Origin of the sequence: Paraplanobispora takensis, from assembly GCF_016863195.1 — a bacterium.
GTDB lineage: Bacteria > Actinomycetota > Actinomycetes > Streptosporangiales > Streptosporangiaceae > Planobispora > Planobispora takensis.
The window spans coordinates 1-12,111 of record NZ_BOOK01000095.1 but is presented as its reverse complement, the minus strand read 5'-3'; the positions used below and the strand labels follow the sequence as shown (position 1 = coordinate 12,111).

Annotated in this window: 12 protein-coding genes; 9 read left to right on the top strand and 3 right to left on the bottom strand. The window is 73.8% G+C overall.

Annotated features, from left to right (window positions below):
- Positions 1–93: 93 nt before the first annotated feature.
- Positions 94–723 carry a LysE family translocator gene (locus tag Pta02_RS40120; protein ID WP_203880290.1) on the bottom strand — a complete coding sequence of 210 codons (630 nt, stop codon included), beginning with the start codon at positions 721–723 and terminating at the stop codon, positions 94–96.
- Between the two features lie 424 nt (positions 724–1,147).
- Between Pta02_RS40120 and Pta02_RS40115 the strand changes: the two genes are divergently transcribed.
- Together Pta02_RS40115 and Pta02_RS40110 are read left to right on the top strand one after the other, a co-directional pair.
- The gene (locus Pta02_RS40115; protein WP_275423660.1) at positions 1,148–1,549 is read left to right on the top strand and encodes a fluoride efflux transporter FluC; all 402 of its coding nucleotides are present in this window, start codon (positions 1,148–1,150) and stop codon (positions 1,547–1,549) included.
- Positions 1,546–1,905, top strand: a complete 360-nt coding sequence (locus Pta02_RS40110; RefSeq protein WP_203880288.1) for a fluoride efflux transporter FluC — start codon at positions 1,546–1,548, stop codon at positions 1,903–1,905. The genes Pta02_RS40115 and Pta02_RS40110 overlap by 4 nt, the downstream gene beginning before the upstream one ends.
- A 3-nt stretch (positions 1,906–1,908) precedes the next feature.
- On the opposite strand, the gene Pta02_RS40105 is transcribed toward Pta02_RS40110, so the two are convergent.
- Positions 1,909–2,928 (bottom strand): helix-turn-helix transcriptional regulator, encoded by a 1,020-nt coding sequence (locus tag Pta02_RS40105; protein WP_203880287.1) that lies wholly within the window; start codon positions 2,926–2,928, stop codon positions 1,909–1,911.
- Between the two features lie 64 nt (positions 2,929–2,992).
- Here Pta02_RS40105 and Pta02_RS40100 point away from each other — a divergent pair, with 64 nt between their 5' ends.
- Both Pta02_RS40100 and Pta02_RS40095 read left to right on the top strand, forming a co-directional pair.
- Positions 2,993–3,751: a DeoR/GlpR family DNA-binding transcription regulator gene (locus tag Pta02_RS40100; RefSeq protein ID WP_239131592.1), complete on the top strand. Its 759-nt coding sequence runs from the start codon at positions 2,993–2,995 to the stop codon at positions 3,749–3,751.
- A gap of 191 nt (positions 3,752–3,942) precedes the next feature.
- Complete coding sequence (locus tag Pta02_RS40095) at positions 3,943–5,130, top strand: MFS transporter (protein ID WP_239131591.1); 1,188 nt, start codon at positions 3,943–3,945, stop codon at positions 5,128–5,130.
- A 1-nt stretch (position 5,131) separates the two neighbouring features.
- On the opposite strand, the gene Pta02_RS40090 is transcribed toward Pta02_RS40095, so the two are convergent.
- The gene (locus tag Pta02_RS40090; RefSeq protein WP_203880286.1) at positions 5,132–5,905 is read right to left on the bottom strand and encodes a TSUP family transporter; all 774 of its coding nucleotides are present in this window, start codon (positions 5,903–5,905) and stop codon (positions 5,132–5,134) included.
- A gap of 269 nt (positions 5,906–6,174) precedes the next feature.
- Here Pta02_RS40090 and Pta02_RS40085 point away from each other — a divergent pair, with 269 nt between their 5' ends.
- From Pta02_RS40085 to Pta02_RS40065, 5 genes are all read left to right on the top strand, one after another.
- Positions 6,175–7,503 (top strand): sensor histidine kinase, encoded by a 1,329-nt coding sequence (locus Pta02_RS40085; protein ID WP_203880285.1) that lies wholly within the window; start codon positions 6,175–6,177, stop codon positions 7,501–7,503.
- Positions 7,504–7,797: 294 nt separating this feature from the next.
- Positions 7,798–8,229, top strand: a complete 432-nt coding sequence (locus tag Pta02_RS40080) for a hypothetical protein (RefSeq protein ID WP_203880284.1) — start codon at positions 7,798–7,800, stop codon at positions 8,227–8,229.
- Positions 8,226–9,449: an Nramp family divalent metal transporter gene (locus Pta02_RS40075; RefSeq protein ID WP_203880283.1), complete on the top strand. Its 1,224-nt coding sequence runs from the start codon at positions 8,226–8,228 to the stop codon at positions 9,447–9,449. The genes Pta02_RS40080 and Pta02_RS40075 overlap by 4 nt, the downstream gene beginning before the upstream one ends.
- Positions 9,446–10,327, top strand: coding sequence for a hypothetical protein (locus Pta02_RS40070; protein WP_203880282.1), 882 nt, complete (start codon positions 9,446–9,448; stop codon positions 10,325–10,327). The genes Pta02_RS40075 and Pta02_RS40070 overlap by 4 nt, the downstream gene beginning before the upstream one ends.
- 81 nt (positions 10,328–10,408) lie before the next feature.
- A partial coding sequence (locus Pta02_RS40065) for a GGDEF domain-containing protein (RefSeq protein ID WP_203880281.1) occupies positions 10,409–12,111 on the top strand: 1,703 nt, incomplete at its 3' end.

Genomic DNA, 12,111 nt, shown 5'->3' with positions numbered 1-12,111 from the left:
CGTCGTAGGACTCTGTCCGGGCCGCCAAAGTCCCGCCTTCGATGGGACTTCCGTCCCATCGAAGGCCACACCGGCCGGCGGCCCGCGCGGTCGTCAGCGCGCCTCCACCGCCAGCCGCACGCCCAGGCCGATCAGCACGACACCGGAGATCCGCTCCAGACGGCGGCGGACGGCGGGCCGGCCGAAGACCGTCCTGGCCCGTCCCACCATCCAGATGAACAGCCCGTACCAGACGGTGTCCACCAGCACCCAGATCACCGCCAGCGCGATCAGAGTGAGCGGCACGTTCGCCCCTTCGGGCACGAACTGCGGCAGGAAGGACATCGCGAACACCGCGGCCTTGGGGTTGGCCAGGCAGGTGCTGAACCCCAGCAGGTAGGAACGTCGCCACCCCCGGGGCGTCTCGGCGACCGCCTCCTCCCGCGGCCGCTCCGCCTCCCGGCCCGCGCGCGCCTGCCGGATCGACTGGGCGCCCATCACGACGAGGAAGACCGCCCCGACGATCCGCATGACGTCGTAGGCGACCTCGGAGGCCAGGACCAGCGCCGACAGGCCGAAGGCCGCGGCCAGCGCCCACAACAGGATCCCGGTCTCGTTGCCGAGGGTGGCGGCCATGCCGGGACCTCGCCCGGCGCGCAGGGTCTGGCGGAGGATGACGGCGGTGCTGACACCGGGGATCATCGCGAGCAGGAAACAGGAGCCGATGAAGGCGATGAGGAACATCCCGACATCGTCATCACTCCCCCGGCGCACCCGCAATCACGTTTCCCCGCCCCCGGCTCCCACTCCCGCGGCCTCCGTACCGGGGCCTCCGTACCGGGGCCTCCGTACCGGGGCCTCGGGGAACGGCCCGCACCGGGACGGCCGGTAAGCTGACGGCGGCCCTCCGGGGAGGGCGACGGCGGTGGGGCCCGCCGGTCTCGCGCACGGCGCGGGCGAACCGCGGCGACAGGCCGCCGACGGTCCCCGCCAGATGCGTCCCCTCGTGCTGGTAGGAGCTGCCGTGCCCGACACACCCGCCCGCCGTTCTCCGCGCCCTCCGGGCGGTCCGCCCTCCTCGCCTCGCCCCGATCCCGGCCCGCGCCCCGGTGCTCCCGCCGCCGGCCCCGCGGGGCAGACCGGAGATCGGCGGGTACCGTGGGCGACACTGGCGGCGGTCGCGGCCGGTGGGGTGATCGGCGCACTGGCCCGCCATGGGCTGGCGAGCGCCTTCCCGCACCCGCCGGGCGGCTTCCCCTGGACCACGTTCGCGACCAACGTGATCGGGTGCGCGCTGATCGGCGTGCTGATGGTGCTCGTCACCGAGGCCGGCCGTGGTCACCCGCTGGTGCGCCCGTTCCTCGGACCGGGGGTGCTGGGCGGGTTCACCACGTTCTCCGCCTATGTCGCCGACATCGGCGGGCTCGCCGCCGGCGGCGCCCCGCAGGTCGCGCTGGTCTATCTGTTCGCCACCGTGGCCGCCGCGGTGACGGCCACCCATCTGGCCGCGCAGGCCACCCGCGCGCTCGCCGGGCTCCGCCGTACCGGCCCGTCCGGGGAGGCGGGGTGAGCGCGCTGCTGGTCGCCCTGGGTGCGGCCGTCGGCGCTCCCCTGCGCTATCTGACCGACCGGGCCGTGCAGTCCCGCCGCGGCGCGGCGTTCCCCTGGGGGACCCTCACCGTCAACGTGATCGGATCGGCCCTGCTCGGGGCGCTGCTCGCGCTCCCCGTCCCCGGGTGGGCCATGACGCTGGCCGGGACCGGCCTGTGCGGTGCGCTGAGCACCTACTCCACCTTCGCCTACGAGACGGTACGGCTGGCCGGATCCGGCGCCAGGCTGCGGGCGGTGCTCAACGTCGTCGTGAGCGTCGTCGGCGGTCTGGCGGCGGCCGGGTTCGGGGTGGTCGTGGCGCGGGCGCTGTCGTGAGGATCATCCGGGGCCGGCGGAGTCCGTGACCTCCGCCGCGCGGGACGGGGCGGGGCCGTACAGCTCGGCGAGTCCGGCGATCGTCTCGGCCATCAGGACGCGCAGCTCGGGCGGCTCCAGGACCTCGACGTCGGTGCCCATGCGCAGCAGCAGCCACCGGGCGTGCGGGAGCGACTCGATCGGCAGGCGCAGGGTCGTCCAGCCCCGGGCGTCCGGCGGGCCCGCCGCGGCCAGGGCGGCGTCGACGACGTCCGACCCGACCGTGTAGCTCAGCAGTCCTTCGCGGCCGGGGGCCAGCCGGATGAGCGCCTCGGCGGTGTACATGCGCTCGCGGAACTCCGCGGCGTACTTCTGCCAGAAATCCGCCAGGTCGAAGCCCTCCTGCCGGTCGAAGCGCCCCTCGGCGAGCTCGGCGGTGATGATCCGCGACACCCGGTAGGTGCGCGGCTCCCCCTCGCCGGCGGAGGCCACCATGTACCACGACCCGCCCTTGAGGACCAGGCCGTACGGGTGGACGAGGCGCTCCACGTCCTTCGGACCCCAGCGCCGGTAGGTCATGCGCAGCGGCCGCTGCTCCCACACCGCCTGGGTGACCTCCGCGAGGTAGGGCACCTCGTCGGCGCCGCGGTACCAGCCCGGGATGTCGAGGTGGAAGCGCTCGCGCATCCGGGCGGCGTGGAAGCGCGGCTCGGGCGGCAGCGCGGCCAGCAGCTTCAGCTCGGCGTTGGCGGCGACCTCCCCCAGGCCGAGCTCGGCCGCCGGGCCGGGCAGAGCCGCCAGGAACAGCGAGGAGGCCTCCTCGGCGGTCAGCCCGTTGAGCCGGGTGCGATAGCCGTCCAGCAGGCGGTAACCCCCGGCGGGCCCCCGGTCGGCGTAGACCGGGACCCCCGCGGCCGACAGCGCCTCCACGTCCCGGTAGACCGTCCGGATCGAGACCTCCAGCTCCCGCGCCAGCTCCGTGGCGGTCGCCCGCCCCCGGGTCTGCAGAAGCAGCAGGAGGGACAGCAGACGGCTCGCGCGCATACCCCAAGTGTCCCGCAGTGTCCCGCACTTGCGTCACGCACATGATGGATGTTCAAATGAACACATGGAAAGTTCCGATCGCCTCAGGGCCATCATGTCCGCCCTGCGCGCGGACGACTCCGTCTCCGTGGCGGAGCTGGCGCTCCGGCACGCGGTCTCCGAGATGACCATCCGCCGCGACCTCGACGAGCTCGCCCAGCAGGGCGTGGTCCGGCGGGTCCGCGGCGGCGCCGTGAGCCTGCTGCTCCGCGGCGAGGAGCCGCCCTTCGGCGTGCGCGAACACGAGTCGGTCGACGCCAAGCGCCGGATCGCCGCGGAGGTCGCGGCCCTGCTCGCCGACGGCGAGGCCGTCCTGCTCGACTCCGGCACCACCTCCCTGGAGATCGCCCGCGTGCTCCGGGACCGCCGCCTGACGGTCCTGCCGCTGTCCCTGCGGTCGGCTCACGAGCTCAGTACGGCCCCGCGGATCCGCCTGGTCCTGCCCGGCGGCGAGGTCAGCCCCGGCGAGCTCAACTTCACCGGCCCGCTGACCGAGGGCACCATCCGGTCCCTGCGCTTCGACACCGCCGTGATCGGCTGCTGCGGCCTGTCCGCCGAGCACGGCCTGACCACCCACGACCTGGCGGAGGTCGCCGTCAAACAGGCGGCGATCGCCTCGGCCCGCCGCGTCGTCGCCGCCGCCGACTCCGGCAAGTTCACCCGCACCGCGTTCGGCGCCGTGTGCCCCGCCGACCGGCTCGACGTCGTCGTCACCGACACCGCCCTCCCCCCGTCCGAGCACGACGCCCTGACCGCCGCCGGCGTCACCGTCCGCACCGTCTGACCCGCCCCGCCGTACGGCTCTTCAAGGGGTACGGCGGCGCAGGGCGATCGGGGAGAACCACCGGACGGCTCCCCGGGCGAGACGGGCGAACGCCCCTTCCCCCAGGACCCCCGCCGGGCGGATCGTCCCCGGCCGGGCGGTGCGCTGCCGTGTGCGTCCGATGCGGTCCCCGACGACTTCTGGAGATCTCCTTGACCCTCCTCCACGACGACCGGGCCGCCGTACGGCGCGGCCGGGTCGCGGTCTGTCTGCTGTTCCTGCTCTCCGGCATGGCGATCGGCACATGGACGGCCCGCATTCCGACGATCAAGCAGGACCTCGGCCTCGGGGACGGCCGGCTCAGCATCGGCCTGCTCGGCATCGCGGCCGGGGCGATCACCGGCATGCAGGTGGTGGGCCGCCTCGTCGACCGGTTCGGCAGCGTCAGGGTGATGCTCCCCATGGCCTTCGCCCAGGGCGTCGTGCTGGTCCTGCCCGCCCTGGCCCCGAACCTGGCCACCCTCACCCTCGCCCTGTTCGCCTTCGGGGCGGTCCACGGCACCCTCGACGTGGCGATGAACGCCAACGCGGTCGAGGTCGAACAGGCCATGAACCGGCCGATCATGTCCTCCTTCCACGCGGTGTTCAGCATCGGCGGATTCCTGGGCGCGGCGGCCGGCGGCCTGCTCGCGACCGCGGCCCTCACCCCCGCCCTCACCTTCCTCCTGGTCGCCGTGGCGATCACGGCCATGGCGCTGTGGGCCTCCCGCTGGGCCTTCACCCGGCGGGCCGAAACCGTCCACGCCGACGGCGGCACGACCTCGGCGGGCGGAGCCGGCGGCGTGCCGCTGCTGGGCGTCCTGGCCTTCTGCTGCATGATCGGCGAAGGTGCGGCGGCCGACTGGAGCTCCGTCTACCTGGAGGACCTGAGCGGCTCCGAAGGACTCGCCGCCGCCGCGTACGCCGCCTTCTCCATCATGATGACCGCCGGGCGCCTCGCCGGTGACCGCCTCACCGCCCGCTTCGGCCCGGTCGCCCTGGTCCGCGCCTGCGGCCTGCTGGCCGCCGGCGGACTCGGCACCGCCCTGCTGATCGACCGGCCGATCGCCGGAGTGATCGGCTTCGCCTGCTTCGGCGCGGGCCTGTCGTGCATCGTCCCCCAGGTCTTCTCCGCCGCCGGACGCCGCGACCCGGCCCGCGCGGGCCAGGCCCTGGCCCGGGTGGCCAGCCTGGGCTACGCGGGCTTCCTCACCGGCCCGGTACTGATCGGCGGAGCCGCCGAACTGCTGAGCCTGCCACGCGCCCTGGCCATCCCGGCGATCTTGGCGTTCTTCGTCGCTTTGGCAGCCCCCGCCCTGCGTACTGGGGTGGTGAATCCACCCAACGCCTTTACAAAGTAGATCAGATTGGGCACATCCAGAAACGGCCGCAGCCCAGGCGGGCCACCATGGCGACCACCACGCACAGCAGCACGATCCGCACGAATCCCGAGCCGCGGCTGATGGCCATCCGGGCGCCCAGCTGGGCACCGGCGATGTTGCACACGGCCATGGCCAGGCCCAGCAGCCACAGGACGTGTCCCTGGTAGGCGAAGACCACCAGGGCCCCGAGGTTCGTGCAGGAGTTGACGATCTTCGAGTGGGCCGAGCCGCTCACGAAGTCCATGCCGAGGATGGCGGTGAACGCGATGATGAGGAACGTCCCGGTACCGGGGCCGATGATGCCGTCGTAGAAGGCGATCCCGACGCCGGTGACCCCGATCGCGGCCAGGGTCCGGGCCCGGGTGCGCAGGTGCGGGTGGGAGTGGGTGCCCAGGGAGGGCCGGAAGGTGACGAACAGCGCCACCGTCACCAGGACGACCATCACCAGGGGGATCAGCGCCTCGGTGGAGATCGCCGCCGCGGCCGAGGCTCCAAGCCCGGCGAACAGCAGCGCGGTCAGCCCCGTGGAGACCGCGACCCGTTTGTCGATCTTCGTGGTGGTGGCGTAGGTGACGGCGGCCGAGGCCGTGCCGAAGACGGAGGCGAACTTGTTGGTGGCCAGCGCCTGGACCGGCGGCACACCCGCCACGAACAGCGCGGGCAGCTGCAGCAGCCCGCCCCCGCCGACCACGGCGTCGACCCATCCCGCCCCCGCCGCGGCCACCAGCAGCAGCGCGATCTCCGCCACATCCATGCGAAAGCCCCCGAAAGTCACGTATCGCCCGGCAGAGCGTACCCGCCCACCGCCCCGCGACAGGGAGCGGGCTCCCGGGTGGGCTCCCCGGACGGGTTCCCCGAGTGGGTTCCTTCGCAGGCGGACCTCTCCGGACGGCCGACCTTCCCCCGCGAGCGGTCTCCCCATGGAAGGCGCCCGCGGCCGGAAGGCGTCCGTGGCCGTCCCCTGGCAGGATCGGCCGTGTGGGACCCCCCGTGAGACTTCTCCGCAGGCGCCTCCTGGCCCCTGTGACCAGCCCGGTCACCTACCTCCGGTGGACCTGCCTGATCCTGGGCGGGGCTCTGGCCATGCCGTACGTGATGGCGGGGTCGGTGATCGACGGGCTGCTGCGCCTGCCGGACCCGGCCGGATACCCGCTGCTGACCAGGGACCCGCTGATCTTCTCGGCCATGCTGCCGGTGATCGTGTTGACCGGGCTGTTCCTGCCGGTACGCGGCCTGGAGCTGACCGCCGCGCGCGGCCTGCTGGGCGCCGCCGTCGACTCTCCACCGCCCGCCGGGAGGCGGACCTGGGCCGAGCGGGGCCGTACCGCGGCCTGGTTCACCCTGCACCTGACGGTCGGCGCGGTGGTGGCGGGCGTGACGCTGGCGGTGGTCCCGTTCGCGATCTGGTTGTGCGTCCTTCCCGTGTACGGAGACCCGTTCGGCCTGATGGACGCCGGGTTCGAGGCCGGATGGACCACCGCGTGGGCGCCCCCGGCGGCGATGGCGACCCTGCTCCTGCTGATCCACGCGGTGTCGTACGCGGGCGCCCTGCTGGCGCGGCTGGCCCCGGCGCTGCTCGGCCCCTCCCCCGCCGACCGGCTGGCGGTGCTGGAGGAACGCACCCGGCGGCTGGCCGAGCGCAACCGGCTGGCCAGGGAACTGCACGACTCCGTCGGGCACGCGCTCAGCGTGGTGACCCTCCAGGCGGGCGCCGCGGGCAAGGTGCTCGAACGCGACCCGCAGGCGGCGCGGGCCGCGCTCACCGCGATCGAGGAGTCCGCGCGGGCGGCGCTGGAGGACCTCGACCACGTGCTCGGCGTACTGCGCGCCCAGGACGACGACCGACGCGTGCAGACCGCCGACCGGCGCACGCACGACGACGGGCACGTACGGACCGCCGACCGGCGCACGTACGACGGCGGGTGCGAGTGGGGCGGCGGTGAGCGCGCCCCCGCCGATCCCCCCGCCAGGACCCTCGCCGACCTGCCCGGCCTTCTGCGAGCGACCGGGGCGCAGGCCGAGGTCTCCGGCGACCTGGACGCGGTGCCGGCCCTGGTGTCCAGGGAGGCCTACCGGATCGCCCAGGAGGCCCTGACCAACGCCGTCCGGCACGGCGGCCGGCCGGTCAGACTGGCGGCGGCCGTACGGGACGGGCATCTGGAGCTGCAGGTGCGCAATCCCGTACGGGACCGTCCGCGCCGTCCCGGCACGGGCCGCGGGGTGGACGGCATGCGGGAGCGGGTGGCGCTGCTGGGCGGCCGGTTCGAGGCGGGGGCCGCAGGCGGCCGGTGGCAGGTGACGGTACGGCTGCCGCTGCGCGTCCCCGCGGCGGGCGGCAACCGGCCCCCATGACCGCGGCGACCGCCCGACAGGCGAAGATCGACCCACACGACCACGACGGCCGCCCGACAGGCGAGGATCCACCCGCGTGACCGCGACGGCCCCGGCCGAGCGGCAACCGGCCCTCGCCGCCGCCGGGTGGCGAGCGGCGGTTGATGCCACGCTCCCGCAGGGTTTTCCGGATAAGTCCTTGATCGACGGGCAGAGGACGACTGTGACGGATGAGGGACTCGTGCTGCTCGCCGCGTGGGGGCAGTTCGTCGCGTTGCTCGGGTTGCTGGGCTATCTCCTGATGCGGAGGACCCGGTGAGGCGGATCCCGGTCTGCCTGTCGCTGACGCTGCTCCTGAGCGGGTGTGTCAGCCCGGCCTGGGACGATCACGACTATGCGCTGAAGGCCGCCGCGTCCGCCGAGGCCGCGGCCTCGGGTGTGGAGATGGCCCGGCTGGCCGTACGCGACGGTGATCGGCTGATGTCCCCCTACGTCAAGACGCTGCTGACCGAGGTCTCCGAGGACCTGTCGGGCATCGCCGGCCAGTTCGGCGGGGTGCAGCCGCCCTCGCGGGCCTCCGACGAGGTGCGCGAGGAACTGCTGGAGCTGCTCTCCCAGGCCGAGGACGACGTCGACGGCCTGCTGATCGAGCTGCGGCGGGCCGGCATCGCCCGTCCCGCGCAGGCCGCGGCACGGCTGGAGGAGATCGCCGGGCGGCTGCGCGCGACCGGGGAACGGCTGCGATGAAGAAGGTCTTCGCGGTGACGCTCGGCGTCCTGACGGCCTTCGGCGGGTTCGTCGACATCGGCGACCTGGTGGCCAACGCCCTGGTCGGCTCCCGGTTCGGGATGTCGCTGGCCTGGGTGGTGGTGGTCGGGGTGGTGGGGATCTGCCTGTTCGCCGAGATGTCGGGCCGCATCGCCGCGGTCTCCGGCCGGCCGGTCTTCGACCTGGTCCGCGAGCGGCTGGGACCCCGGACCGGGCTGGTCAACCTCGTGGCGTCGTTCTTCATCAACGTCCTGACCCTGGCCGCCGAGATCGGCGGCGCCGCCCTGGCCCTGGAACTGGCGACCGGGGTGAACTACCTGCTGTGGGTCCCCGGCGTGGCGCTGGTGGCGTGGCTGGTGATGTGGCGGGTCAAGTTCACCACGATGGAGCGGGTGTTCGGACTGGCCGGGCTCGCGCTGATCGTCTTCGCCGTGGCGCTGTGGCAGCTCGGCCCCGACTGGGCCGAGCTGGGCCGCCAGCTGACGAACCCGCCGCCCGACGAGGGGGCGCCGACCTACTGGTACTACGCGATCGCCCTGCTCGGCGGGGCGATGACCCCGTACGAGGTTTTCTTCTTCTCCTCCGGCGGGGTCGAGGAGCACTGGAGCCGGCGTGACCTGGCCGTCGAGCGGGCGAATGTGCTCGTCGGGTTCCCGCTGGGCGGTTTCCTGTCCCTGGCCATCGCCGGCTGTGCGGCGACGGTCTTCCTGCCGGTTCAGGCCCAGGTCGACACGCTGAGCCAGATGCTGCTCCCGGCCGGTCTGGGCGCGGGCCAGATCGGCCTGGTCCTGGTGATCTTCGGGGTGTTCGCCGCGACGTTCGGCGCGACCCTGGAGACGGCCCTGTCGTCGGGGTACACGATCAGCCAGTACTTCGGCTGGCAGTGGGGCAAGTTCGTACGGCCCCGCCAGGCCGCGCGCTTCCACGCGGTGGTCCTGGCGGGCGTCATCGTGGCCACCGCCCTCATCCTGACCACGATCGACCCGATCAAGGTGACCGAGTACTCCCTGGTCTTCTCCGCCGCGGCGCTTCCCCTGACCTACCTGCCGGTCCTCATGATCGCCAATGATCCCGACTACATGGGGCAGAAGGTCAACGGCAGGTTCTCCAACGCCCTCGGGACGGTCTACATGGTGCTGCTCGTCGTGGTCGCCGCCGCGGCGATCCCCCTCATGATCGCGACCAAGGCGGGCCAGTGACCGCCGCCCGCCGCCTGCACGCCGAGCTGCACCTGCTCGACCGGCAGGTGATCCACTCCGGTGACGGGCGGCTGGTGTGCAAGGTCGACGACCTGGAGCTCGCCACCGGCTCCGACGGCCGGCCGTACGTCACGGCGATCCTGGCCGGTCCCCTGGCCCTGGGCCCCCGGGTCGGCGGCGTCCTGGGCCGGCTCATGGTGGCCGTCACCGAAATGCTGCGTCCCGAGGAGCACCCCGGGCCGCGGCGGATCCCGATGGCCCTGGTCTCGGATATCGGCAGCGCGCTCGTCATCGGCGGCCGGCCTCTGGAGATGGCGTTGGAACGCTGGGCGCGGCGCACCGTCATCGACCCGATCCCCGGCAGCGGCCACGCCGCGCCGGGCGCGTCGGCGCACCTGCCGGAGGCCGCCCCGCCCGGCGCGGCTCGCCTGAGCCCGCTGCTGCGCCTGCGCGTCACCGACGCCGAGGGGCAGGAGGTCGGGCAGGTCGCCGACGTCGGGCTCCGACAGGACGGCCCGCTCCTGGCCGGGGTGCAGCACGCGCTGCGGATCGACGGGTTCATCGTCGTGCCCCGGCACACCGGCCGGCTGTTCGGCTACGAACGGGGCCCGGGCGGATACGGCCCCGGGCCGGTACGGGCGATCGTGCGCCTGCTGCACCGCGGCAGCCGGTTCGTGGGCTGGGAGCAGGTCGGCGACCTGACCGGCGACGGCATCCGGCTGTCGGTCCCGGAGCGGGACCTGGAGCCCTTCGTCTTCGGCCGCGCGAAGACCGGGGAAGGCCGGAGCGCCCCGCTCGGATCCGGGGGCGGAAAAGAATCCGGGGGCGGAAAAGAATCCGGGGGCGGAAAAGAATCTGGAGGCGGAAAAGACTCATGAACCGCCGTGACCGGCCGATAGGCGCTCTGGCCGGTCGTCTCCGGCCCGGTTGACGGGATGCGGGAAGGGGGTGCGGCGGTCTTGCCGACGGCGTTGCCCGCCCCGCGCCCGCGCCGCGATCTCCCGGCCCGCGGATGGCTCGTCTATCTCCTGTGCGGCGGCCTGCTGGCCGCGGTCACCCCGCTGCTGCCCGGCCCGCTGGCCGTGATGTCGTGGGTGGGCGTGCAGGGGGCGACGGCGCTGGCCATGGCGGCCGCGATCCGCCGGCACCGCCTGGCCCGGTTGCGGGCCTGGCGGCTGATCATCGTCGCCGGGCTGACCGCCTGGCTGGCGATCATGCTGGGGCAGGTCGTCGACCCGGCCTGGCTGCGCGTTCCCCTCTTCCCCGGTCTCCCCCACCTTCTGCTCGTCTTCGCCTACCTGCTCGGGTTGATCGCGCTGGTGATGCTGGTCCGGCTCGCCAACGGCTCACCGCGGGCCGTGCTGCTGGACGCGGGCATCATCACCGTCGGCGTGGGCATGCCCTTCTGGGTCTTCATGGTCCACCCCCTGATCCAGGGCATCCCCGGCCTCGACGCCGGCGTCGTCTTCGCTCTCCTCACTCCCGTCATCGACCTGTTCATGCTCGGCCTGACGGCCCGGCTGGCCCTGTCCAGGGGCCGGGCGCCGTGGCTCGTCCTGCTGTGCCTGGCCTACGCGACGGCGTTCGTCACCCACGGGGCCTCCCTGCTCAACCCGGCCGGCGGGCTGTCCTCCAGCGCGCTGTTCACGGTCGGCCAGCTGCTCTGGTCGACCGCGATCGGCGGCGCCGCGCTGCACCCCAGCCTCGCCGGGGCCTCCGTCCCGGTCTCCGAGGTCAGCACCCGCACGCAGGTGCTGACGTTCCTGACGCTGGCCGTCTTCAGCCCGCTGGTCTCGCTGGCGGGCCTCGGCGTGATCGGCGACGCCGCGGCCGAGACGTACGCCGCGCTGGTGGTCATGGGGCTGACCGTGCTCCTGGCGGTCCTGCTGACCGTACGGCTGAGCATCGCCGCCCGCCTGGCCGAGGACCACGCCACCGAGCTGGGAACCGCCCTGCGCCGCCAGGAGGCCCTGCAGCGCAGCCTGTCCTACAGTGCCTCACACGACCCGCTGACCGGGCTGGCCAACCGCACCCTGCTCGGCGAGGCCCTGCAGCACGCCATCACCGCCGCCGCCCCGGACACGTCCCCGCCCGCGTTGCTCCTGCTGGACCTGGACGGCTTCAAGGACGTCAACGACAGCTACGGCCACCCGCTCGGCGACGAGCTGCTCACCCACGTGGCCGCGCGCCTGCGGGCCATCGTCACGGACGGCCGGCTCCTGGCCCGCCTGGGCGGCGACGAGTTCGCGCTGGTGCTGCCCCACGCCACCGCCGGCGACGCGGTCGCCGTGGCCGAGCGCATCCTGACCGCGCTGCAGGCGCCCTACCTGCTCGACTCCCGCGAGCTGTACCTGACCACCAGCATCGGCGTGCTGGCCGGCCTGCCGATGGCCACCCCGTCGGAGGCGCTGCGCGATGCCGACCTGGCCCTGTACGCGGCCAAGAACGCCGGCAAGAACCACATCACCGTCTTCGACCCGGCCCTGCGCACCGCCCGCCTGGAGCGCACCCGGCTGACCGCGGGGCTGCGCCGCGCGCTGGCCGGCGGGGAGTTCGCCCTCCACTACCAGCCGGTCGTCGATCTGACCTCCGGCGACATCCGCGCGGTGGAGGCGCTGCTGCGCTGGAGCCCGCCCGGGGAGCGGCCGGTGCCGCCGGATGC

Coding starts and splice junctions, on each gene's coding strand:
- Pta02_RS40090 (WP_203880286.1), bottom strand. CDS start 5,905: ATGGATGTGGCGGAGATCGCGCTGCTGCTGGTGGCCGCGGCGGGGGCG.
- Pta02_RS40100 (WP_239131592.1), top strand. CDS start 2,993: ATGGAAAGTTCCGATCGCCTCAGGGCCATCATGTCCGCCCTGCGCGCG.
- Pta02_RS40120 (WP_203880290.1), bottom strand. CDS start 723: ATGTTCCTCATCGCCTTCATCGGCTCCTGTTTCCTGCTCGCGATGATC.
- Pta02_RS40105 (WP_203880287.1), bottom strand. CDS start 2,928: ATGCGCGCGAGCCGTCTGCTGTCCCTCCTGCTGCTTCTGCAGACCCGG.
- Pta02_RS40075 (WP_203880283.1), top strand. CDS start 8,226: ATGAAGAAGGTCTTCGCGGTGACGCTCGGCGTCCTGACGGCCTTCGGC.